The organism is Mixta theicola (assembly GCF_002895925.1).
In the GTDB taxonomy this organism is placed as follows: domain Bacteria; phylum Pseudomonadota; class Gammaproteobacteria; order Enterobacterales; family Enterobacteriaceae; genus Mixta; species Mixta theicola.
Genome location: NZ_NWUO01000011.1, coordinates 1 through 23,781, shown reverse-complemented (window position 1 = coordinate 23,781; position 23,781 = coordinate 1). Strand labels below are relative to the sequence as shown.

The 23,781-nt window shown below is 53.8% G+C and carries 22 protein-coding genes, 1 tRNA gene, 2 rRNA genes and 1 pseudogene; 17 read left to right on the top strand and 9 right to left on the bottom strand.

The features are described from left to right. Positions 1-5: 5 nt before the first annotated feature. From rng to csrD, 6 genes are all read right to left on the bottom strand, one after another. Positions 6-1,475 (bottom strand): ribonuclease G, encoded by a 1,470-nt coding sequence (rng, locus tag COO59_RS14640; RefSeq protein ID WP_103060512.1) that lies wholly within the window; start codon positions 1,473-1,475, stop codon positions 6-8. Next, positions 1,475-2,062 (bottom strand): Maf family protein, encoded by a 588-nt coding sequence (locus COO59_RS14635; protein ID WP_103060511.1) that lies wholly within the window; start codon positions 2,060-2,062, stop codon positions 1,475-1,477. Before COO59_RS14635 ends, rng begins: the two co-directional genes overlap by 1 nt. A gap of 8 nt (positions 2,063-2,070) precedes the next feature. Further along, complete coding sequence (gene mreD, locus COO59_RS14630; protein WP_103060510.1) at positions 2,071-2,559, bottom strand: rod shape-determining protein MreD; 489 nt, start codon at positions 2,557-2,559, stop codon at positions 2,071-2,073. Then, positions 2,556-3,590, bottom strand: a complete 1,035-nt coding sequence (mreC, locus tag COO59_RS14625; protein ID WP_103060509.1) for a rod shape-determining protein MreC — start codon at positions 3,588-3,590, stop codon at positions 2,556-2,558. The genes mreD and mreC overlap by 4 nt, the downstream gene beginning before the upstream one ends. Before the next feature lie 69 nt (positions 3,591-3,659). Beyond that, positions 3,660-4,703 carry a rod shape-determining protein MreB gene (gene mreB, locus COO59_RS14620; RefSeq protein ID WP_003855260.1) on the bottom strand — a complete coding sequence of 348 codons (1,044 nt, stop codon included), beginning with the start codon at positions 4,701-4,703 and terminating at the stop codon, positions 3,660-3,662. A 305-nt stretch (positions 4,704-5,008) separates the two neighbouring features. After that, positions 5,009-6,958 carry an RNase E specificity factor CsrD gene (gene csrD, locus COO59_RS14610; RefSeq protein WP_103060508.1) on the bottom strand — a complete coding sequence of 650 codons (1,950 nt, stop codon included), beginning with the start codon at positions 6,956-6,958 and terminating at the stop codon, positions 5,009-5,011. 213 nt (positions 6,959-7,171) lie between these two features. Here csrD and acuI point away from each other — a divergent pair, with 213 nt between their 5' ends. From acuI to COO59_RS14525, 17 genes and pseudogenes are all read left to right on the top strand, one after another. Next, the gene (gene acuI, locus COO59_RS14605) at positions 7,172-8,155 is read left to right on the top strand and encodes an acrylyl-CoA reductase (NADPH) (RefSeq protein WP_103060507.1); all 984 of its coding nucleotides are present in this window, start codon (positions 7,172-7,174) and stop codon (positions 8,153-8,155) included. A gap of 118 nt (positions 8,156-8,273) precedes the next feature. Then, positions 8,274-9,278: a protein-methionine-sulfoxide reductase catalytic subunit MsrP gene (msrP, locus tag COO59_RS14600; protein WP_103060506.1), complete on the top strand. Its 1,005-nt coding sequence runs from the start codon at positions 8,274-8,276 to the stop codon at positions 9,276-9,278. After that, on the top strand, positions 9,279-9,884 hold the full coding sequence (gene msrQ / locus COO59_RS14595) for a protein-methionine-sulfoxide reductase heme-binding subunit MsrQ (protein WP_103060505.1): 606 nt from the start codon (positions 9,279-9,281) through the stop codon (positions 9,882-9,884). 235 nt (positions 9,885-10,119) lie between these two features. After that, the gene (gene aroQ, locus COO59_RS14590) at positions 10,120-10,572 is read left to right on the top strand and encodes a type II 3-dehydroquinate dehydratase (RefSeq protein WP_103060504.1); all 453 of its coding nucleotides are present in this window, start codon (positions 10,120-10,122) and stop codon (positions 10,570-10,572) included. Positions 10,573-10,593: 21 nt separating this feature from the next. Next, complete coding sequence (gene accB, locus COO59_RS14585; protein WP_085068405.1) at positions 10,594-11,061, top strand: acetyl-CoA carboxylase biotin carboxyl carrier protein; 468 nt, start codon at positions 10,594-10,596, stop codon at positions 11,059-11,061. A gap of 11 nt (positions 11,062-11,072) precedes the next feature. Continuing rightward, positions 11,073-12,422 (top strand): acetyl-CoA carboxylase biotin carboxylase subunit, encoded by a 1,350-nt coding sequence (gene accC / locus COO59_RS14580; protein WP_103060503.1) that lies wholly within the window; start codon positions 11,073-11,075, stop codon positions 12,420-12,422. Positions 12,423-12,481: 59 nt separating this feature from the next. Then, complete coding sequence (locus tag COO59_RS14575) at positions 12,482-12,742, top strand: YhdT family protein (protein WP_240614142.1); 261 nt, start codon at positions 12,482-12,484, stop codon at positions 12,740-12,742. Then, positions 12,732-14,183, top strand: a complete 1,452-nt coding sequence (gene panF / locus COO59_RS14570; protein WP_103060502.1) for a sodium/pantothenate symporter — start codon at positions 12,732-12,734, stop codon at positions 14,181-14,183. Before COO59_RS14575 ends, panF begins: the two co-directional genes overlap by 11 nt. Before the next feature lie 11 nt (positions 14,184-14,194). After that, complete coding sequence (gene prmA, locus COO59_RS14565; RefSeq protein WP_103060501.1) at positions 14,195-15,076, top strand: 50S ribosomal protein L11 methyltransferase; 882 nt, start codon at positions 14,195-14,197, stop codon at positions 15,074-15,076. 174 nt (positions 15,077-15,250) lie between these two features. Next, positions 15,251-15,985, top strand: coding sequence for a carbonic anhydrase (locus COO59_RS14560; protein ID WP_103060500.1), 735 nt, complete (start codon positions 15,251-15,253; stop codon positions 15,983-15,985). 301 nt (positions 15,986-16,286) lie between these two features. After that, positions 16,287-17,252 (top strand): tRNA dihydrouridine synthase DusB, encoded by a 966-nt coding sequence (dusB, locus tag COO59_RS14555; protein ID WP_103060499.1) that lies wholly within the window; start codon positions 16,287-16,289, stop codon positions 17,250-17,252. Positions 17,253-17,276: 24 nt separating this feature from the next. Then, the gene (fis, locus tag COO59_RS14550) at positions 17,277-17,573 is read left to right on the top strand and encodes a DNA-binding transcriptional regulator Fis (RefSeq protein WP_000462905.1); all 297 of its coding nucleotides are present in this window, start codon (positions 17,277-17,279) and stop codon (positions 17,571-17,573) included. A 193-nt stretch (positions 17,574-17,766) separates the two neighbouring features. Further along, the gene (gene lpxP, locus COO59_RS14545) at positions 17,767-18,687 is read left to right on the top strand and encodes a kdo(2)-lipid IV(A) palmitoleoyltransferase (RefSeq protein ID WP_103060498.1); all 921 of its coding nucleotides are present in this window, start codon (positions 17,767-17,769) and stop codon (positions 18,685-18,687) included. A gap of 349 nt (positions 18,688-19,036) precedes the next feature. Further along, a complete protein-coding gene (locus COO59_RS14540) occupies positions 19,037-20,062 on the top strand; it encodes an amino acid ABC transporter substrate-binding protein (RefSeq protein WP_103060497.1) in 1,026 nt (341 codons plus the stop codon). A 65-nt stretch (positions 20,063-20,127) separates the two neighbouring features. Continuing rightward, on the top strand, positions 20,128-21,306 hold the full coding sequence (locus tag COO59_RS14535; protein ID WP_133158611.1) for an amino acid ABC transporter permease: 1,179 nt from the start codon (positions 20,128-20,130) through the stop codon (positions 21,304-21,306). Positions 21,307-21,321: 15 nt separating this feature from the next. Continuing rightward, positions 21,322-22,423 (top strand): annotated as a pseudogene (locus COO59_RS14530) (amino acid ABC transporter permease). An 8-nt stretch (positions 22,424-22,431) separates the two neighbouring features. Next, entirely contained in the window at positions 22,432-23,187 is a 756-nt protein-coding gene (locus tag COO59_RS14525) for an amino acid ABC transporter ATP-binding protein (protein ID WP_103060496.1), read from the top strand. Between the two features lie 177 nt (positions 23,188-23,364). Here COO59_RS14525 and rrf (COO59_RS14520) read toward each other — a convergent pair. The 3 genes from rrf (COO59_RS14520) to rrf (COO59_RS14510) form a co-directional block, all read right to left on the bottom strand. Continuing rightward, a 5S ribosomal RNA gene (gene rrf, locus COO59_RS14520) occupies positions 23,365-23,480 on the bottom strand. Between the two features lie 86 nt (positions 23,481-23,566). Next, positions 23,567-23,642: transfer RNA gene (locus tag COO59_RS14515), tRNA-Thr, on the bottom strand. Positions 23,643-23,656: 14 nt separating this feature from the next. Beyond that, a 5S ribosomal RNA gene (rrf, locus tag COO59_RS14510) occupies positions 23,657-23,772 on the bottom strand. Between the last annotated feature and the right edge of the window lie 9 nt (positions 23,773-23,781).

Sequence of the window (23,781 nt, the reverse complement as noted above, 5' to 3'; positions counted from 1 at the left end):
AGATTTTACATCATCACGACGTCAAACTGCTCCTGGGTATAAAGCGGCTCGATCTGCACTTTTACCTGCTTGCCGACAAACAGCTCCACTTCGGCCAGCGCATGCGACTCTTCGCTTTTCAGCGCTTCACCAACGGTGGGCGAAACATAGACCAAAAAGCGATCGGAGTCATAGGCATGATGGACGCGCACGATTTCACGCATGATTTCGTAGCAGACGGTTTCGACGGTTTTCAGCGTGCCGCGTCCTTTACAGACCGGGCAGTCCTGACACAGCACATGCTCAATGCTTTCGCGGGTACGCTTGCGCGTCATCTCCACCAGCCCCAGCGCGGAAAAACCGTTGATGCTGGTTTTCACCCGATCTTTACTGAGCGCGCTGTCCAGCGAATGCAGTACGCGGCGGCGATGCTCTTCATTATTCATATCGATAAAATCGATAATGATAATGCCGCCGAGATTACGCAGCCGCAGCTGGCGCGCGATCGCCTGCGTCGCTTCGATATTGGTGTTAAAGATGGTTTCATCCAGATTGCGGTGACCCACGAAAGCGCCGGTATTAATATCGATCGTCGTCATCGCTTCCGTCTGGTCGATAATCAGGTAGCCGCCCGATTTCAGCTCGACCTTGCGATCGAGCGAGCGCTGAATTTCATTTTCCACATCATACAGATCGAAAATCGGCTGGCGACCGCTGTAATGCTCCAGCTTGGCCGTCATTTCCGGCATATATTCGGAGGTGAATTCCAGCAGTAGTTCATAAGTCAGCCGTGAATCAACGCGGATGCGATCGAGCGCGGCACCGGCGAAATCACGCAGCACGCGCTGCGCCAGCGCCAGCTCGCCATACAGGCGACAGCGCGTTTTATTGCGCTTTTTCCGCTCGATAACTTTGGTCCACAGGCGCTTAAGAAAAGCGGCATCCTGCGCCAGCTCATCTTCGCCAATGCCTTCCGCCGCCGTGCGAATGATAAATCCGCCCTGCTCGTCGCACCAGGCAGAAACCACCGCTTTCAGACGATCGCGCTCGGCTTCACTTTCAATGCGCTGCGATACGCCAACGTGAGAGGCGCCCGGCATAAACACCAAATAGCGCGAAGGCAATGTAATATCGGTGGTGAGGCGCGCGCCTTTGGTGCCAAGCGGATCTTTCACCACCTGCACCATCAGATCCTGTCCCTGGCGCACCAGCTCCGCAATATCTCTGACGCTGAAATTCTTCTGTTCTTCGCCAGCCACGCATTCGGTATGCGGCATAATATCGGAGGCATGAAGAAACGCCGCTTTATCCAGGCCAATGTCCACAAAGGCGGCCTGCATGCCCGGCAGAACCCGGCTCACGCGGCCTTTATAGATATTGCCGACGATGCCGCGCTTCGCTTCGCGTTCAATATGGATTTCCTGCAGGATACCGCCGTCAATATAGGCCACGCGCGTTTCTGATGGCGTGACGTTAACCAGTAGCTCAGCCGTCATCATGTCCTCTTACTTACCTCACGCAACGATTGAAAATGGCTGAACAGTTCGCTGGTTTCCACCAGCGGCAAGCCAACCACGGCGTGATAGCTTCCGTTAATTTTTCTGACAAAATTGCCGCCCAGCCCCTGAATACCGTATGCGCCCGCCTTATCCATCGGTTCGCCGCTGGCGATGTAATCGCGAATATCCTGCGGCGTCAGCAACCGGAAGGTCACGTCCGTGGCGACCAGACAGTCAAGTTCATGCTGACGATCCGCCAGCGCCACTGCCGTCAGCACCTGGTGCGTCTGGCCGGACAGGCGCGTCAGCATCTCCACAGCATGCACCGCATCGCGCGGCTTTTCCAATACTTCGCCATTCAGCACCACAATCGTATCTGCGCCCAGTACCGGCAGATCCTGCGCTGCCGCCGCAACGCCCGCCTGGGCTTTTTCACGCGCCAGCCGACGCACGTAGTGCTGCGCGCTCTCTTTCTCGCGGCGCAGCTCCTCCACGTTAGTCATCACACGCTCAAAATGCAGGCCAAGCTGCGTCAGCAGTTCACGACGACGCGGTGAACCGGAGGCAAGATAAAGGGATAACATAGTTGTCCTTACTGAACGGCGAATTGACGACGAATCTTTCTCATCAATAAGAATAGCCAGGGCCACAAAATACCGTCCACCACGCTACTCCAGAAAATCTCTGGTCGGAACGAAATATTGATAACTAAAAACTCAGCCCAGAAAACAATGACATCCATCGCCAGCGACAGCACCATAACCATTAACGCCTGTTGCCACAACGCCAGGTTACGGAAAAGCTGAAATTTGAAAGCGACCAGATAAGCGATAATGCTAAGCGCCAGCGCCCGTACGCCCAGCGTAGAGCCGGAGATAAGATCCATAATGCCGCCCATCAAAAAACCGGTGCCGACGCTAACCCGATGCGGTAGCGCCAGTAGCCAGTAGATCAGGATCAGCAGCAGCCAGGAAGGACGAAACATATAGAAATTGTCCGGCCACGGCATAATTTGCAGTATCAGCGCCACCAGGAAGGATAGCCAGATAACCCAGCGGCCATGGCTGCGATAGCGGCTCAAGGACGGCCTCCCGGCGCGGCGGGCTGGCTGCCCGGTACGGCAGCTCGGCTATCCGCTGATGGCTTATCCTGTGCTGGCGCGCCTTCGGCTTCAGGCGGCAACGGCGGCCCCATGACTCCGGCTGGCGGCAGCACCTGCGGCATCATCTGCATCAAACGCTCGTTCGCCACCCGATGGACTTCATCCGGCGCCATCGGCATATCACCGTTACGATCCGCGCCCCACAGCAATAGCAAATAGCGCAGACGCTGCAGCCCTGCCGTTGGACGCGCCTGAATAACCGTATAGGCACGCTGCGTATCCACCTTCACTGAAGATACCACCGCGACCGGATAACCTTCCGGGAAACGGCCGCCGAGGCCGGAAGTGACCAACACATCGCCCACGCGAATATCGGTATTGCCCGGCAGATGCTCCAGCTGCAGTTCTTCCGTGCAGCCGTTGCCGGCGGCGATAACGCGAATATCATTACGCAGCACCTGAATCGGCAAGGCATGAGACGCATCACAAATAAGCAGTACGCGGCTGGTCATCTGGCCCACCGCAATAACCTGCCCCACGACGCCTTTATCGCTAATGACCGGCTGGCCTTCATAGACGCCGTTCACGCTGCCTTTATCAATCACCACCTGATCGGTATAGGGATCGGTGCCGGTAGAAATCACCTGGGTCACCATTTTATGCTCATCCTGACGCAGCGGCGATCCTAACAGCTCGCGCAGACGTGCATTTTCCTGCCGGTATTGTCCCAGCATCAGCAGCTCGCTATTTTTCAGAAAGAGTTCGCGCTGCAGCGCTTTATTTTCCTGTTCCAGCTGCTGGCGAGAGGCCAGCGTTTCAGCAACGCTGTCCAGAATTTGTCGTGGCCCATTGGCCAGAAAATAGAATGGACTTACGGCCGTGTCCATATAGTTACGGATTTGGGTAAACGAACCCACGCGGCTGTCGGCAACAATGATGCCGATGGCCACAATAACCGCCAGAAAAAGGCGGAGCTGCAGGGAGGGCCCCCTGCTGAAAATTGGCTTCATAAACTCTGCGTATTCCCCGACATCAAAAAAAGGGAGTGTGGCTTTCGTCGCGTACTCCCTTCTGGCAGATTATTCTTCGCTGAACAAATCGCCGCCGTGCATGTCGATCATTTCCAACGCTTTACCGCCGCCACGTGCGACACAGGTCAACGGATCTTCAGCCACCACGACCGGAATGCCGGTCTCTTCCATCAGCAGTCGGTCAAGATTACGCAGCAGCGCGCCGCCGCCGGTCAGAACCATGCCGCGCTCTGAAATATCGGACGCCAGCTCCGGTGGGCACTGCTCAAGCGCAACCATCACGGCGCTAACAATGCCGGTCAGCGGCTCCTGCAGGGCTTCCAGGATTTCGTTGGAATTAAGCGTAAAGCCACGCGGCACGCCTTCAGCCAGATTACGCCCGCGCACTTCGATCTCGCGGACTTCATCACCCGGATAGGCAGAACCGATTTCATGCTTGATACGTTCCGCGGTAGCTTCACCAATCAGTGAACCGTAGTTACGGCGCACATAATTAATAATAGCTTCATCAAAACGATCGCCGCCGATACGTACGGAAGAGGAGTAGACCACGCCGTTAAGGGAAATAACCGCAACCTCGGTAGTACCGCCACCAATATCCACCACCATAGAACCGGTTGCTTCAGATACCGGCAGGCCTGCGCCGATAGCGGCAGCCATCGGTTCTTCAATCAGGAAGACTTCACGCGCGCCTGCTCCCTGCGCCGACTCACGGATTGCGCGGCGCTCAACCTGGGTTGCGCCGACCGGAACGCATACCAGCACGCGCGGGCTGGGACGCATAAAACTGTTGCTATGCACCTGCTTAATAAAGTGCTGCAGCATTTTCTCAGTAACAAAGAAATCAGCGATTACGCCGTCTTTCATTGGACGAATAGCGGCAATATTGCCCGGCGTACGACCAAGCATCTGTTTTGCATCATGACCAACAGCCGCAACGCTCTTAGGAGAGCCGGCACGATCCTGGCGGATGGCAACGACTGAGGGCTCATTCAGTACGATACCCTGGCCTTTGACGTAAATCAGGGTATTCGCGGTACCCAGGTCAATGGACAAGTCGTTGGAAAACATGCCACGAAATTTTTTAAACATACTAAAGGATAATCCTGCAAGCTGGGGGCGGAAAATAAAATCCGCTTACTTTACCAACCACGCGAAGCCGCCACAAGGCGCAAAAACGTTCTACTTCGGTGAAAAATCACGCTATCTCGCGCTTGTTACCAAGTCATCGAAGCGATGCAACAATATTCGGCCGAAAAAATAGCTAAATACCCTCAAAATCGGGCTGGCAAGCGGACATAACAGTTATAAAATCTAACATTTAAATTCCACGGCGCTTGGCCGCCGCAAACAGCCGCTGGCTCCATAACCGCGCGCCATTATGTCAAATCATCCGGCTAAACCCGAACTCTTTGCGAATATTTTTTCACGTTGCTGTTAACCAGCTGGGAAGTCGAGAAAAAGTCGCCCTGTCCGCCCGCCACGCCAAGCGCTGACAGCGTTTGCCACTCTTCCCGCGTCCTGACGCCTGCGGCAAAAACCTGCGCCGGTGTCATAGTACACACTTCCAGTAAACTCTTTACAAACAGCTGGTTTTCCGTGCGTCGCTCAATATTACGCACCAGCCCCGGATGAAGCTTAATAAGCTCAACGCCCGCCTGGGTAATATAGGCGGTGCTGACCACCGTTAATCCGGCCTGGCTGACTGCCAAACGGCAGCCAAAACCCTTGATCAATCGTAACGCCGGTTGCAATCGATTGAAGTGTTGACACACTTCCGCCTCAGCAAGTTCAAATAAAAAACGCTGCCGCTGCGATTTTGTACACTGTAGCAGCATATCGCGCAGCGTTCGCTGGAACGCAGGCTGTAATAACGAATCGATGGTAACCGGCACCGCCAGCGTCTCTTCCGGCCAGCAGGCGGAGAGCTCCATGATGCGCTGCATTAGCTGGCGATCGTAAGCTTCTGCCAGCCCCATCTGCTGTACCAGCGGCATAAACTCGGCAGCCAGCAGCTCTTTTTCGCCGTCAAAAATTCGCGGCAGCATTTCACGATGATGGACGCGTCCATCGCGCAACACGGCAGGTTTCTGATAAAGCCGTGGCCCGCCGCGCTTCAGCGTATGCTCCAGCAGCGTGCGCCATTTCACGCTGCCGCGCCCGCCGTCCACATCCGCGCCTTCTGCCGTCGCCCATGTGTTACCGCCCTGCAACGAAGCATGGCGCGTGGCCTGCTCAACGCTCTCCATCACCTGCTGGGTAGTTTGTCCGCTGCGCCAGGCGCTGATGCCAATATGAAGCATATTTTGCCGATCAATCATTGCCGTAGGCGGCAGCGCATCGACCGCTTTAACCAGCTGTGCGGCGATGCCGTCCGCCTCTTTTAACGTGCGGTGCGGCAGCAGCACCATAAAATCGCTGCGAAAATAACGTGCCAGCAGCGCGCCGGGATAGCGCATGACAAACGTCGACAGCATATTGACCAGCGAAAAGAGATAATCCTGTACCGCGCCGCTGCCCCATTTTTCACTCAGGCTGTCAAAATCAGGCAGACGGATCATCATTACCACGCCGTGAGTGCCCACTTTTTCCTGATCTTCTAATAGCGTCGCCAGCTGATTATCAAAAAACAGCCGGTTGTTCAGGCCGGTAGCGGCATCCTGAGCGGTAAACGCACGGATTAAAGTATCAATTCGGGTACGCTGCTCGCCCGCCTCCTGCAGATTGTCCAGCAGCAGATCGATTGCCGTAGAGGCTTTCGACGGCCATTCATTTACATTGCCGCGCCCGATACCGCGCCGCTCGCCCGCAATAATCCGTTCTGCACGCTTTTCCAGGCTTTCCATCCCCTTGAGCTGCCGCCATAACCAGCGATGCGTGGGCACCAGCAGCAGCAGCATAAAGGCCGCCACCAGCACGACGGCAATAATCGTCGAGGAGCCGATAAAGGATCTAAACCAGGTATTCGCCGGATCGAGCAGCTCAACGCGCAGTACCCAGCCCTGCTGATGCAGCAGCGGCAGATCGTAACGGCGAAAGCGATTGGGAACATCATCCAGTAAAGGATACTGGCGGTGGGAAAGCGAAAGAATAACCTCTTTTTTTCCAATGATCCGTAGCCGTTCTATATCCATCAGCGACATCGTACGCCGCAGCCAGGGCGCCAGTTCGGTAGGGCTCTGCGTTAGCAGCGCCTGATCGACTTCCGTTGTCAGCGCCTGCACCTGCTGTTCGGCCCATTCGCTGCGTAGCCAAAAAAAGCTCAGCGTGCAGCCTGCCAACATGAATACTATTGCCAGAGTAATAAGCAGCGTAATAAACGCTGAAAGTTTTGTAGTTAATCGCATCCCTGTGCCTTTTTCACTGCGGTTATGACCACGCCATGACAATCAGAAGCGGGTGCAGGATGGTAAATATTCTGACGTCATTCGCGTCGCCAGCGATAACATAATCAATAGCCTGGATTTATTTGCGGCTGGTCAACCTCTGCTACTCTTCGGCGAGTATAGTTGCCAGAGAACTTATCGTTACCATTGAATAATAAAATTCAGGAGAATCCCATGCAGGCTTTACTGATTGAGCAATCTGACGGCGCTTACCACGTAGCCTTGAGTGATATTTCGCCGCAGCAGCTGCCGCCGGGTAACGTGACGGTGAATATTAACTGGTCGGGCATTAACTATAAAGATGCGCGGGCGATTACCGGTAAAGGCAAAATTATTCGCCAGTTTCCGATGGTGCCCGGCATCGACTTTTCCGGTACCGTGCATCACAGCGAAGATCCCCGTTTTCACGTGGGGCAGCAGGTCTTATTGACCGGCTTTGGCGTTGGCGAAACGCACTGGGGCGGCCTGGCGGAACAGGCGCGGGTCAATGGCGACTGGCTGGTGCCGTTGCCGGAAGGGCTGACGGAGCGTCAGGCGATGATTTTGGGCACCGCGGGTTTTACCGCGATGCTGTGCGTAATGGCGCTGGAAGAAGGCGGCATTACGCCAGATAAAGGTGAGGTGCTGGTGACCGGCGCCAGCGGCGGCGTCGGCAGTACGGCAATCGCCTTGCTCAGCGCGCTGGGTTATCAGGTTACCGCCGTCAGCGGCCGGGAAAGTAATACCGATTATTTGCATCAGCTCGGCGCCGTTAATGTGCTGCCGCGCAGCGAGTTTACGGCCGAAAGCCGCCCGCTGGAGAAACAGCGCTGGGCAGGTGCGATTGATACCGTCGGTGATAAGGTGCTGGCCAGCGTGCTGGCGCAAATGCGCTATTCCGGCGTGGTGGCCGCCTGTGGTTTGGCCGGAGGATTTGCACTGCCTGCCACAGTGATGCCTTTTATCCTGCGCAATGTTCGTCTGCAGGGCGTTGATTCGGTGCAAACGCCAGCGGGCCGCCGTATCGAGGCCTGGAAACGACTGGTCAAAACGGTGCCGGTCAGCTTTTACCAACAGGCCACCACGGAGGTGACCTTATCGGAAGCTATCGTTGCCGCCCAGCGCCTGCTGGATAATAAAGTGACGGGCCGCACGCTGGTAAAAATCGGCCAGGCATAAACCGAGCCAGGAAATTTCATATTTTTGCGTAACCAGGTGCACGGGAGCCATGTTTTGCTTCATGCTTAGTTATCCGTTTCCCGCCGACGCTGCGGGGAGCCTGCACAGGAGTAAAGCCATGAAGCCGGTGAATAAGCTGACCGAAGCTGATGTAACCCCCGAAAGTATTTTCTATCAGCAGCGTCGTCAGGTGCTTAAGGCGCTGGGTTTGAGCGCGGCGGCGCTCAGCGTTCCGGGGATCGCGCGTGCCGACGTACTTTCCTGGTTTAAGGGCAACGATCGCCCGCCCGCGCCCGCAGGCCGCCCGCTGGATTTCAGCAAGCCCGAAGCCTGGCAGGCGGCGCTGCCGCTAACGCCGGAAGAAAAGGTCAGCGGCTACAATAATTTCTACGAATTTGGCCTGGATAAAGCGGACCCCGCCGCCAACGCCGGCACGCTAAAAACGGAAAACTGGAAAATCCGCATCGATGGTGAAGTGGCAAAACCGCTCACGCTGGATATGGACGATATTTTTAAACGTTTTCCCCAGCAGCAGCGTATTTATCGTATGCGCTGCGTTGAAGCCTGGTCGATGGTGATTCCCTGGATTGGTTTCGAACTGGGCGCGCTGCTCAAAGCGGCCGAGCCGACCAGCCATGCACGCTATGTCACTTTTCAAACGCTTTACGCTCCCGATCAGATGCCTGGACAAAAGGATCGATTTATTGGCGGCGGGCTGGATTATCCTTATGTGGAAGGGTTACGCCTGGATGAAGCGATGCATCCGCTAACGCTGCTTTCCACTGGGGTTTATGGGAAAGCGCTCCCACCGCAGAATGGCGCGCCGATTCGCCTGACGGTGCCGTGGAAATATGGTTTTAAAGGCATTAAATCTATTGTTCATATTGCACTGACGCGCGATCGGCCGACGACGACCTGGAATCAGCTGGCGCCAAATGAGTACGGTTTTTTTGCCAACGTAAACCCGCATGTGGATCATCCGCGTTGGTCGCAGGCCAGCGAGCGCTTTATTGGCAGCGGCGGCATTCTGGACGTCAAACGGCAGCCGACTCTGTTATTTAACGGCTATGGCGAGCAGGTCGCGTCGCTCTACCACGGGCTCGATTTAAGAGAGAATTACTGAATGCGCCTGACGTTAAAGCAGATAACGGGCCTGAAAGTTTTGCTGCATCTGGCAGGATTGCTGCCCTTGCTGTGGCTGATATTTTCCGTCCTGCAGGGCAGCGGATTTAGCGCCGATCCGGCGAAAGATATTCAGCATTTTACCGGCCGCATGGCGCTGAAATTTTTGCTCGCTACGCTGCTGGTTACGCCACTGGCGCGCTATGGTCGCCAGCCGCTATTAGTTCGCGTGCGGCGCCTGCTGGGTTTATGGTGCTTTGCCTGGGCCACGCTGCACCTGCTGAGCTATGCGCTGTTGGAGCTGGGCCTCAGTAATTTATCGCTGCTGGGATCGGAGTTAATTTTACGTCCTTATTTAACGCTGGGCATTATTAGCTGGGCGATCCTGCTGGCGCTGGCGGCAACCTCGTTGCAGAAATTCCAGCGCCAACTGGGGCCTCGCTGGCAAACGTTGCATAACTTTATTTACCTGGTCGCCATTCTTGCGCCAATACACTATCTCTGGTCGGTAAAAGTGGTTTCCCCGCAGCCGCTTATTTATGCGCTGCTGGCGTTCATCTTGCTGGCCTGGCGTTATAAGAAATTTCGCCGTTGGTGGTCTAAATAGCGGCATAATCTGTGCCGCATCCCACATATCTGTATAACTCCGCAAAAACTTTTCCCGCTCGCGTTGATAAACTCCGCAGATAAGACCAGTATTTAGCTGCGAAAAGTAACGAAATAGATATAATGCCCGGCTTCGGTTGCTATGAAAGCCTCTTTTTCACTTCAGAAAGGTGACAAATGGCTTTTCACGAGGTATTTTACGCGATGCCTCACTTATTGCAGGAGATAGCAGCAAAATGGCGCATAATTTTCATATTCTGCTCTTGAATGGCCCCAACCTCAATTTATTGGGAACGCGTGAGCCAGATAAATATGGGCATACCACGCTGTCTGGGATCGTAGACGATCTGACCTCGCAGGCCAGCGAACTGAATGTGAAGTTAAGCCATTTACAGTCGAATGCAGAACACGTTCTGATTGATCGTATTCACGAGGCGAGAGGCAACGTTGATTACATCATTATCAACCCGGCGGCATTCACTCATACCAGCGTAGCGCTACGTGATGCGTTGCTGGCGGTGGATATTCCCTTTATCGAGGTGCATATCACCAATGTGCATGCCCGCGAGCCTTTCCGCCACCATTCCTGGCTTTCTGATATTGCTGCCGGTGTAATCTGTGGACTTGGCGTCGACGGTTACTCCTGGGCTTTACAAACGGCAGTAAAACGCCTGTCAAAATCAAATTAAACAGAGTACGGAACCACACTCATGGATATTCGTAAGATTAAAAAACTGATCGAACTGGTTGAAGAATCCGGTATCGCTGAACTTGAAATTTCCGAAGGCGAAGAATCAGTTCGTATCAGCCGCGCACCTGCAGCCGCTCCTTATCCCATGATGCAACAGGCTTACGCCGTACCGGCTCCGCAGCCGGCGCTGGCTACCGCCGTTGCCCCAGCCAGCGCGCCGGCTATCGAAGCGCCTGCCGCCGCTGAACTGAGTGGTCACATTGTTCGCTCACCGATGGTCGGGACGTTCTACCGCACCCCAAGCCCGGACGCTAAAGCGTTTGTTGAAGTCGGCCAGAAGGTGAATATCGGCGATACCCTGTGCATCGTTGAAGCCATGAAAATGATGAATCAGATCGAAGCAGATAAGGCGGGCGTGGTTAAAGCTATCCTGGTCGAGAGCGGTCAACCTGTTGAGTTTGACGAGCCGCTGGTCGTCATCGAATAACGAGGCGAACCATGCTGGATAAAATTGTTATTGCCAACCGTGGTGAGATTGCCCTGCGTATTTTGCGTGCCTGTAAAGAACTGGGCATCAAAACCGTTGCGGTACACTCCACTGCGGATCGTGATTTGAAACATGTGCTGCTGGCTGATGAGACCGTTTGTATCGGCCCGGCGCCGTCAGTAAAAAGCTATCTGAATATCCCGGCGCTGATCTCCGCTGCGGAAATCACCGGCGCGGTCGCCATTCACCCAGGCTACGGCTTCCTGTCAGAAAACGCTGACTTTGCCGAGCAGGTTGAGCGCTCCGGCTTTATTTTCATCGGTCCTCGTGCCGAAACGATTCGTCTGATGGGCGATAAAGTTTCCGCGATTAGCGCGATGAAAAAAGCTGGCGTTCCGTGCGTACCCGGTTCTGATGGCCCGCTGGGCGATGATATGGATAAGAACCGCGCGATTGCTAAACGCATCGGCTACCCGGTAATTATCAAAGCCTCCGGCGGCGGCGGCGGACGCGGTATGCGCGTTGTCCGCAGTGATAAAGAGCTGGAAAACTCCATCAACATGACGCGTGCGGAAGCGAAAGCCGCTTTCAACAACGACATGGTTTACATGGAGAAATACCTGGAGAATCCGCGCCACATCGAAATTCAGGTGTTGGCTGACGGTCAGGGCAACGCTATCTATCTGGCTGAACGCGACTGTTCTATGCAGCGCCGTCACCAGAAAGTGGTGGAAGAAGCGCCGGCACCGGGCATTACCGCAGAAATGCGCCGTTATATCGGCGAGCGCTGCACCCAGGCGTGCGTTGAGATCGGCTATCGCGGCGCGGGGACTTTTGAGTTCCTGTATGAAAACGGTGAATTCTACTTTATCGAGATGAACACCCGTATTCAGGTTGAGCATCCGGTTACCGAGATGATCACCGGCGTGGATCTGATCAAAGAACAGCTGCGTGTCGCTGCAGGCCAGCCGCTGTCGATCAAACAGGAAGAAGTCGTGGTTAAAGGCCACGCGATGGAATGCCGTATTAACGCGGAAGATCCCAACACCTTCCTGCCAAGTCCGGGCAAAATCACGCGCTTCCATGCGCCGGGTGGCTTCGGCGTGCGTTGGGAATCGCATATTTATGCCGGTTACACCGTGCCGCCGTACTACGATTCCATGATTGGCAAGCTGATTACCTACGGTGAAAACCGTGATGTGGCTATTGCCCGCATGAAAAACGCGCTGGCTGAACTGATCATCGACGGGATTAAAACTAACGTCGAACTGCAGATGAAGATCATGTGCGATGAAAACTTCCAGCATGGTGGCACCAATATCCACTATCTGGAGAAAAAGCTGGGTCTGGCAGAGAAATAACTTCCTGTTGCCCTGTCTGAGGCCGGCTTGTCCGGCCTTTTTTCTTTCTGGTTTTGCTGATGATGAAAAGCACTTCTGTCGATACGCGCTTTATTCAGGCACACCGTGAGGCCCGCTGCTCTTTCTGGCTGGCAGTGGCTTATCTTGCCGTCTGGGCGCTTTGTGCCTGGCTGGGCGGTATGCAACCCGGCTTCACCGGCCTGCCGCGCTGGTTTGAGCTTTCCTGCCTGTTTGCGCCGCTGCTGTTTATTCTGCTTTGCTGGTTGATGATTCGCGTCTGCTTCCGTGATATTCCGCTGGAGGATGATGATGAAAGCTGAAGTTATTCTTCCCCTGCTCGGTTACCTGCTGTTGATCGCCCTGCTTTCGGTCTATGCGATGCGCAAGCGCCGTCAGGGAAACTTCCTTAACGAATATTTTCTTGGCGGTCGCTCCATGGGCGGCTTCGTGCTGGCGATGACGCTGACCACGACCTATATCAGCGCCAGCTCCTTTATTGGCGGGCCCGGCGCGGCATATAAATATGGGCTGGGCTGGGTGCTGTTAGCGATGATTCAGGTACCTGCCGTTTGGTTATCGCTTGGCGTGCTGGGTAAAAAGTTCGCCATCCTGGCGCGGCGTTATAATGCGGTTACGCTCAATGACATGCTTTACGCCCGCTACCGCAGCCCGCTGCTGGTCTGGCTGGCCAGCCTTAGCCTGCTGGTGGCGTTTATTGGCGCCATGACCGTACAGTTTATCGGCGGAGCCCGGCTGCTGGAAAGCGCAGCGGGTATTCCATACGATACCGGTTTGCTGATCTTCGGCGGCACCATCGCGCTCTATACCGCTTTCGGCGGCTTTCGCGCCAGCGTGCTGAACGATGCGATGCAGGGTCTGGTGATGCTGATCGGCACCTTTTTGCTGCTGTTCGCCGTCGTGCATGCGGCAGGCGGTATGCACGCCGCCATCAGCAAGCTGCAACATATCGACCCGCGCCTGGTTACGCCGCAGGGTGTCGATAACATTATTACGCCCACTTTTCTTTCTTCTTTTATGGTACTGGTCTGCTTTGGCGTTATCGGCCTGCCGCATACCGCAGTGCGCTGTATCTCCTATAAAGACAGCAAGGCAGTACATCGCGGCATTATCGTTGGCACCCTTGTCGTTTCGCTGCTGGTATTTGGTATGCATCTGGCGGGTGCGCTGGGCCGGGCGATCCTGCCCGATCTGGCAATCCCGGATCGCGTTATTCCTGTACTGATGCTTACCGTGCTGCCGCCGTTCGCCGCCGGGATCTTTCTGGCTGCGCCGATGGCGGCGATCATGTCAACGATCAACGCTCAGCTGCTGCAATCCTCTGCGACGATCGTTAAAGATCTCTACCTGCGTCTCTATCCGCAACAGATGGATAACGAGCCACGGCTGCGGCGCCTGTCCGGCATCGTTACGCTGGTGCTGGGGGTTTTACTGCTGCTGGCCGCGTGGAATCCGCCCGATATGCTGATCTGGCTGAATTTGCTGGCGTTTGGCGGGCTGGAGGCGGTCTTTCTGTGGCCGCTGGTGTTAGGCCTTTACTGGGAAAAAGCCAATGCGGCGGGCGCCCTGAGCGCCATGATTGTCGGTGCGTCCTGTTATACCCTGCTGGCGGCGCTGCAGCTGCAGCCGGGAGGCTTTCATCCTATCGTGCCGGCCCTGCTATTAAGCCTGCTGGCATTTATTATCGGTAACCTGTTTGGGCGTTCGGCTTCAGCGCCGGACGCCTCTTCACTGTATGAATAAAGAGAATCGCTATGCCCTGGATACAAATTAAGATCAACACAACCGGCGCGGATGCAGAAGCGCTGGGTGACCTGTTAATGGAACAGGGTGCCGTGTCGGTAACCTTCCAGGATACTCACGATACGCCGGTATTTGAGCCGCTGCCGGGCGAGACGCGCCTGTGGGGCGACACCGACGCTATCGGCCTGTTTGATGCCGAAACGGATATGGCGGAGATCGTTAGCCTGCTGGAACAGGATCCGCTGCTGGGCAAAGGCTTTCGCCATAAGATCGAACAGATCGAAGATAAGGACTGGGAACGCGAATGGATGGCAAACTTTCATCCGATGCGCTTTGGACAACGTTTGTGGATCTGTCCAAGCTGGCGTGACGTGCCCGATCCGCATGCGGTTAACGTAATGCTCGATCCGGGGCTCGCTTTCGGAACCGGCACGCACCCTACCACCGCAATGTGCCTGAGCTGGCTTGATGGCCTGGATTTGCAGGGCAAGACCGTTATCGATTTCGGCTGCGGCTCCGGTATTCTGGCTATCGCGGCACTGAAGCTTGGCGCCGCTCAGGCGATTGGGATTGATATCGATCCGCAGGCCATTCAGGCCAGCCGCGATAACGCTGAACGTAATGGCGTGTCCGATCGCTTAGCGCTCTATCTGCCCCACCAGCAGCCGGACAATCTGAGCGCCGATGTTGTGGTAGCGAATATCCTTGCCGGGCCGCTACGCGAGCTGGCGCCGCTTATCAGCGTCCTGCCGAAGCCCGGCGGCCATTTAGGCCTGTCAGGTATTCTTGCAAGCCAGGCTGAAAGCGTTTGTGAAGCTTACACGGAACACTTTGCGCTCGATCCCGTAGCTGAAAAAGAAGAGTGGTGCCGCATTACCGGTATCCGCCGCTAATCCTTAGCCTTCCAGCGCGTTGTGAGCGGCTATCGCAACGCGCCATTTCCCTTTTCCTCTTTTCTATTAATAAAGACGTGGTTATTTTTTGTACTATCAGTACGGATTAGGGCTTCGCTGCTTTAACCGGGAAGGCGCTGAGACGCCACTGATAAACCAAAAAGGGATATAAAGATGCAAAAAATAACCACCGCACTGCTGAGCTTGCCGCTGGCCTGGACGACATCAGCGCTTGCAGAAAATCAATGGTCATATGAGGGAAATACCTCGCCTGAGCACTGGGGCGAACTGAGCAAACAGTGGTTTTTCTGCAATAAGGGTATGTACCAGTCACCCATTGATATCAGAAATCCCATAGCGGGAAACCTGCCGCCGTTAAACTTTAAATTCTCCACGCGTGCCAAAAGCATCATCAACAACGGGCACACGATTCAAATCGCCGTTGAGGATGGAAACAGCTTTATGCTGGACAGGCAACGTTGGGAGTTAAAGCAATTTCATTTTCATACGCCCAGCGAGAATCATATTAACGGCCAAAGCTTTCCGCTGGAGGTGCATTTCGTGCAGGCTAACAGCGACAATGAACTGGTGGTTATCGCCGTCATGCTGGTAGCCGGTAAGGCCAACCCGGCGCTGGAAATGATGCTTGCTGCCTTGCCGCAACAGCAAAACCAAGAAAAAGCATTGAATCAACCCTTCTCTTTAGAATCGCTTTTTCCGCAGGATAAACATTATTACCGTTTCAGCGGCTCACTGACCACGCCGCCTTGCACGGAAGGCGTTATATGGCTGGTGATGAAGCAGCCGGTAGAGGCATCTGAAACACAGCTGGCGCATTTTGCGCAAGCGCTGCGTCACGCGAATAACCGTCCGTTGCAGCCGCTTCATGGTCGGCAAATAACGCAATGATGCGCCGCTCTTTAAAGCCATAGCCGGTTTCAGGCGCGTTACTGGCGTCATATCTCTGGTTTTAAGCGGCGAAAAGGCGCTTTTATCTTGTGGATGAGATCACATTTTAATAAAAATCTTTGCTCACAATTCAAGCGCATTTTTTTAACTGCATGTTTTTAAAAGGTAAAGTTTAAAGGGTCAGTGGGTAACCGGCTTTTCCATGATTTTTACCCGCTGATTGTTCAAAGTTTGGCCTTTCATCTTCAGTAAAAAATGCGTAATATACGCCGCCTTGCGAGTAGATACGGTCACTTCTTTCATGCGCATTGGACAACACCAGCTCCGTAATCAACTGATAGCCGCTCCGATGGCCGGTATTACTGACAGGCCTTTCAGAACGCTTTGTTATCAGATGGGGGCCGGAATGACCGTTTCCGAGATGATGTCGTCGAACCCGGAAGTTTGGGCCAGCGATAAATCTCGTTTGCGTATGGTACATAGTGACGAGCCCGGCGTTCGCACCGTGCAGATTGCCGGTTGCGATCCTGATGAAATGGCTGAAGCGGCACGGATTAATGTCGCATCCGGCGCTCAGGTTATTGATATCAATATGGGCTGCCCGGCTAAGAAAGTTAATCGAAAGATGGCAGGCTCTGCGCTGCTGCAATACCCCGAGGTGGTAAAGAATATTCTTACCGCCGTGGTGAATGCGGTAGAGGTGCCGGTTACCTTAAAGATTCGTACCGGCTGGGATAGAGATAATCGTAATTGCACTGAAATTGCCCAATTGGCTGAACGTTGTGGTATCCAGGCTTTGACCATTCATGGCCGTACCCGCGCCTGTTTGTTCAACGGCAACGCTGAATACGACAGCATTCGGACAGTTAAGCAGAACGTTTCCATTCCGGTTATCGCGAACGGAGACATTACTGACCCGCACAAGGCCAGGGCGGTGCTCGACTATACGGGAGCTGATGCTCTGATGATAGGACGCGCCGCTCAGGGAAGACCGTGGATCTTCCGGGAAATCCAGCATTATCTGGACACTGGGGAGTTGCTCCCACCCATGCCGCTGGCAGAAGTGAAGCGCTTGCTAATCGGGCATATACGGGAACTGCACGACTTTTACGGTCACGGCAAGGGATACCGTATTGCACGAAAACACGTTTCCTGGTATCTCCAGGAGAGCGCCCCAAACGACCAGTTTCGGCGCACATTCAACGCCATTGAGGATGCCAGCGAACAGCTGGAGGCGTTGGAGGCATACTTCGAAAAACTTGCGTAAACGAAATAAAGAGCTGACAGAACTATGTTCGAACAACGCGTAAATTCTGACGTACTGACCGTTTCTACCGTTAACTCACAGGATCAGGTGACGCAAAAGCCGCTGCGTGATTCGGTAAAACAGGCACTGAAGAACTATTTTGCTCAACTGAATGGTCAGGATGTCAATGATCTGTATGAGCTGGTACTGGCTGAAGTAGAGCAGCCTCTGTTGGACATGGTGATGCAATATACCCGTGGCAACCAGACCCGTGCAGCCCTGATGATGGGCATCAACCGCGGTACGCTGCGTAAGAAACTGAAAAAATACGGCATGAATTAATTTCTCCGCTGTGAAAAAAAGGCGCTCCATCCGGATGCGCCTTTTTAATGTCTGGACCTCAAGAATTGTCCATTTTTTGTAAAGTTGAGCCGCCCGGCCTAACTTCTGAGTACGATTGTTGTCTGAGAATCTGTACCGCGACTGATTGGCATCTTTATGCGTTACATCTTTCTTTTACGCATATGAGAGCGTCATGAAATCATCTCCACGTTTTACCGTTGATATGTTGCACCCCCGCTATTGGCTTACCTGGTTCGGTCTTGGCATCCTGTTTCTGCTGGTTCAGCTTCCTTTCCCGTTGCTTGAGCGCCTGGGCGTCTGGATGGGCCGCACCTCAATGCGCTTTTTGCCGCGCCGGGTACGTATTACGCGGCGTAATTTAGAACTCTGCTTTCCCGATCTTAGCCCGGATGAGTTAGAGCAGCGTATCGTCCATAATTTTGAATCGTTGGGCATGGGCCTGATGGAAACCGGCATGGCGTGGTTTTGGTCAGACGCCCGCGTGAAGCGCTGGTTTACCGTTAATGGTTTACATAACCTGCATGCGGCGCAGAAAAATAAACGCGGCGCGCTGATTATTGGCGTGCATTTTATGTCGCTGGAGCTGGGCGGCCGCACGATGGGGCTGTGTCAGCCGATGATGGCTATGTATCGGCCTCATAACAATAAGCTGATGGAATGGGTACAAACGAAAGGCCGCACTCGCTCCAATAAGGCAATGATCGATCGCCGTGATTTACGCGGCATGGTGAAAGCGCTTAAGCAAGGCGAGGCCGTATGGTTCGCGCCCGATCAGGACTACGGTCCTAAAGGCAGCGTATTTGCTCCGCTGTTCGCCGTTCCGCAGGCGGCGACCACCAACGGTACTTTTATGCTGGCCCGTATGGCCAAACCAGCCATGATTACCGTAGTGTTGATTCGTAAAGAGCGTGGCCAGGGCTATGAACTGGTGATCCAGCCGCAGCTGGAAGATTATCCGCTGGACGATGAACAGGCTGCTGCTGCCTATATGAATAAAATTATTGAGCGGGAAATCCTGCGTGCGCCAAGCCAGTATTTATGGCTGCATCGCCGTTTTAAAACCCGTCCAGCCGGCGCTACCTCGCTCTACTAGCTAACCGAATTTATTACAGCCCGTTGGTGGTAACGCTAACGGGCTTTTTTATGCGCGTCACCTTGTGATGCGCTTAATGTGCGCGCCAGTTCACATTACGATCATCCTCTTCAATCGTTTGCACCCTTTGTGATCGCGGCGACTTACGTCGCCTCATACTGGTGCGCGATAGTAGCCAAACTTTTCCGTTACCTGCAGTTATTAATACCACTCCTACAAAAAATCAGGATCCTGCAACTCTGGCATTCTCCTTGCAAAGTTGTAGATGGCTGACCGCCACAGACAGGAAAAGCGCCGCAAAAGCGCTGGTTACTCCATAACAATACGATCACGCCACACAGGATTATTTATGAATAAAATGATGCTTTCCGCTTTGTTTGCTACCGCGTCGCTGCTGGCCGTAGCGAATCAGGCGCACGCTGGCGCTACGCTTGATGCCATTAAGAAGAAAGGATTTATTCAGTGCGGGATTAGCGATGGTCTGCCTGGCTTTTCCTATGCTGATGCCAACGGCAAATTTACCGGCCTGGATGTGGATATATGCCGCGCCGCCGCCGCCGCGCTATTCGGCAATGCAACCAAAGTGAAGTATACCCCGCTAACCGCTAAAGAACGCTTTACCGCCCTGCAATCGGGCGAGGTCGATATTTTATCACGCAACACCACATGGACTTCCTCGCGTGACGGCGGCATGGGCTTCCTGTTTGCTGGCGTCAACTACTATGACGGCATCGGCTTTCTTACCCATAACAAAGCCGGGCTAAAAAGCGCTAAAGAGCTTGATGGCGCAACCGTATGTATTCAGGCCGGTACGGATACCGAGCTGAACGTGGCGGACTATTTCAAAGCAAATAAGATGCAGTATACGCCGGTTACCTTTGACCGCTCCGATGAGTCAGCGAAGGCGCTCGACAGCGGGCGTTGCGATACGCTAGCGTCCGATCAGTCACAGCTGTATGCCTTGCGTATTAAGCTGGGCAAGCCGGATGAATTTATCGTCCTGCCAGAAGTGATTTCGAAAGAGCCGCTTGGCCCAGTCGTCCGTCGTGGCGATGATGACTGGTTCACCATCGTAAAATGGTCTTTCTACGCCATGCTTAACGCCGAAGAGATGGGCATCAGTTCGAAAAACGTTGATCAAATGGCGGCAAAACCAACCACGCCGGATATGGCGCATTTACTGGGCGCGGAAGGCGATTTTGGTAAGGATCTGAAGCTGGATAACAAATGGGCTTATAACATTATCAAACAGGTCGGCAACTATCAGGAGAGTTTCGATCGCAACGTAGGTAAAGACAGTCCGCTCAAAATCGCCCGTGGGCAAAATGCTCTCTGGAAAGATGGCGGTATTCAGTACGCGCCACCCGTACGTTAATCCTGTTACCACACCGGGCACCGCCAACGGTGCCCTCGCCAGTATTCTCGTTTCTGAGGTCGATCATGTCTCAACGCCCAACCGTGAAAAGGGACTTTTCATTCTCTAATCCTGCGGTTCGCGCCTGGCTTTACCAGATTTTTGCCGTTCTCGCGGTTTTCTCCGTGGTGGGTTATCTCATCCATAATAGCGTGATTAATCTGGCCAACCGGGGTATTACTTCCGGCTTCGGCTTTTTGGAGCGCGGCGCTGGCTTCGGTATTGTTCAGCATCTTATCGACTACTCTGACGGCGATACCTATGCCCGTGTCTTTCTGGTTGGCTTAACCAATACATTGCTGGTTTCTGCGCTTTGTATTGTTTTTGCTTCCGTCCTGGGATTTTTTATCGGCCTGGCGCGTCTGTCCGATAACTGGCTGCTGCGTAAAATTTCAACCTGCTATATCGAAACCTTCCGTAATATTCCGCCGCTGCTACAGATATTTTTCTGGTACTTCGCCGTGCTGCGTAATCTGCCCGGACCACGGCAGGCGCTGAATGCTTTTGAGCTGGCTTTTATCAGTAACCGTGGGCTTTATATCCCCTGGCCTGAATACGCTTCGGGAACGCTGCCTTTTATCGCCGCCCTGCTGCTGGCCGTCATTGCTACCGTTGTCCTGTTTCGTTTTAATCGCAACTATCAGCTAAAAACCGGTCGGCTACGCCGCACCTGGCCCGCAGCGCTGACGATGTTAGTTATTTTTCCCTTACTTGCCCATATGCTGTTTGGCGCGGCAATGCACTGGGTTATCCCTGCGCTGCACGGCTTCAATTTTCGTGGTGGCTTTGTATTGATACCTGAACTGGCAGCGCTGACGCTGGCGCTCTCTATTTATACCTCCTCATTTATCGCCGAGGTGATCCGTTCAGGCATTCAGTCGGTGCCGTATGGGCAGCATGAAGCCGCCATGTCGTTAGGCTTACCTAATCCGGTTACGCTACGACAGGTCATCATTCCGCAGGCGATGCGGGTAATTATTCCACCGTTGACCAGCCAGTATCTGAATATTGTTAAAAACTCCTCGCTGGCGGCCGCTATTGGCTATCCCGATATGGTTTCGCTGTTTGCCGGTACGGTACTTAATCAGACCGGTCAGGCAATCGAGACTATTGCGATGACGATGGCGGTTTATCTGACGATCAGCCTGCTGATCTCGCTGCTTATGAACATCTACAACCGCAAAATCGCCCTGGTTGAGCGTTAAAAGGTACGGCATATCATGACAGTAACGACACACGATTCGCCTCCCGTTCCGATAAATGCTGTTATGCGAATGGCGCGTTGGGCACGTAAAAATCTGTTTTCCAGCTGGTTTAATTCACTGCTTACTTTGCTCTGTTTATGGATTATATGGAGCGTTATCCCGCCTGCGTTGAACTGGCTGATTTTCCAGGCTAACTGGTTTGGTGAAAGTCGGACCGACTGCACGAAAGAGGGAGCCTGTTGGGTATTTATTCATGCGCGTTTTGGCCAGTTTATGTATGGCCTTTATCCGCATGAGCTGCGCTGGCGTATCAATGTCGCGTTAGTTGTTGGGCTGTTTTCTGTTATTCCGATGTTTATCAAGCGCATGCCGCGTCGGGGCCGCTATATCGCCGTCTGGGCTGTGATATACCCGCTTTTCGTCTGGCTGATGCTCTATGGCGGCCTGTTCGGGCTTGAGCGAGTGGAAACGCGCCAGTGGGGCGGTTTAACCCTGACGTTGATTATTGCGGCAGTGGGTATTGCCGGCGCTTTACCGCTGGGCATTTTACTGGCTCTGGGACGCCGCGCAAAAATGCCGGTGGTACGGGCGCTGTCAGTGATTTTTATTGAATTCTGGCGCGGCGTTCCCCTGATTACCGTACTGTTTATGTCATCCGTCATGCTGCCGCTGTTTATGGCAGAGGGAACTTCGATAGATAAGCTGGTGCGGGCGCTGACAGGCGTCATTCTCTTTCTAGTCGGCCTACGTTGCGGAAGTCGTCAGGGGCGGGTTACAGGCGTTGCCTAAAGGGCAAACGGAAGCCGCGGAATCTTTAGCGCTTGGCTACTGGAAAACCCAGCTGCTGGTGATCCTTCCGCAGGCCCTCAAACTTACCATCCCTGGCCTGGTCAATACCATTATCGCCCTGTTCAAAGATACCAGTCTGGTGATCATTATTGGTCTGTTTGATCTGTTCAGCAGCGTACAGCAGGCTACGGTCGATCCAGCCTGGCTCGGCATGTCGACCGAAGGCTACGTTTTTGCAGCGCTGGTTTACTGGATCTTTTGTTTCAGTATGTCGCGTTACAGTCAGCACCTTGAAAACCGTTTTAGCACCGGGCGTAAAGCGCACTAAGGAATATAATGAAACCTGTTACTCATTCTGCCGATACGATGATTACGCTCGAAAATGTGAATAAGTGGTATGGGCAGTTTCACGTCCTGAAAAATATTAACCTGACGGTGAAACCGCGCGAGCGTATTGTATTGTGCGGCCCTTCCGGTTCAGGGAAATCAACGACGATACGCTGTATTAATCATCTTGAGGAGCATCAGCAGGGACGGATCATCGTTGATGGCATTCATTTAAATGATGACCTGCGCAATATTGAAAAAGTCCGTACCGAAGTGGGTATGGTATTTCAGCATTTTAATCTTTTTCCCCATCTGACCGTGCTGCAAAACTGTACTCTGGCTCCGGTCTGGGTGCGCAAGACGCCTAAAAAAGAGGCTGAAGCACTGGCTATGCATTATCTGGAACGGGTTCGTATCGCTGAACATGCCCACAAATTTCCCGGACAAATTTCTGGCGGCCAGCAGCAGCGTGTGGCTATTGCCCGCTCGCTGTGTATGAAACCCAAAATTATGCTGTTCGATGAGCCGACATCGGCGCTCGATCCGGAAATGGTGAAGGAGGTTCTGGATACCATGATTGGTCTGGCAGAAGACGGCATGACCATGCTTTGCGTTACGCATGAGATGGGCTTTGCTCGTACCGTTGCCGATCGCGTGATCTTTATGGATCGCGGAGAGATTGTTGAACAGGCGCCGCCAGAGGAGTTTTTTGCGCATCCCAAATCTGAGCGTACGCGTACCTTTTTATCGCAGGTTATCCATTAGGCATGTCATAGAATCTGCCCTTGCTGGGCTGGGCTGGGCTGGGCTGGGCTGGGCTGGGGTAGATAATTTAATAACTGGCTTAACGACGAAACTTTTTTGAAAAGCTGGTTAACTTATTTTTGCCAGCCAGAAACGAAAAAGCCTCAGCTTTCGCTGAGGCTCTGTCGTTTATTTTATGCCTGGCAGTTCCCTACTCTCGCATGGGGAAGCCCCACACTACCATCGGCGCTACGGCGTTTCACTTCTGAGTTCGGCATGGGGTCAGGTGGGACCACCGCGCTCTTGCCGCCAGGCAAATCTTTTTATAAGTTGTCTAAGACGACTTATTTAATCTGTTGCTTTTTAAGCATGGGCCACAATAGTGCCGCCCTAATAATACTGGTGCTGATACCCAGAGTCGAACTGGGGACCTCACCCTTACCAAGGGTGCGCTCTACCAACTGAGCCATATCAGCACACTAAATTTGATGCCTGGCAGTTCCCTACTCTCGCATGGGGAAGCCCCACACTACCATCGGCGCTGCGGCGTTTCACTTCTGAGTTCGGCATGGGGTCAGGTGGGACCACCGCGCTCTCGCCGCCAGGCAAATTCTG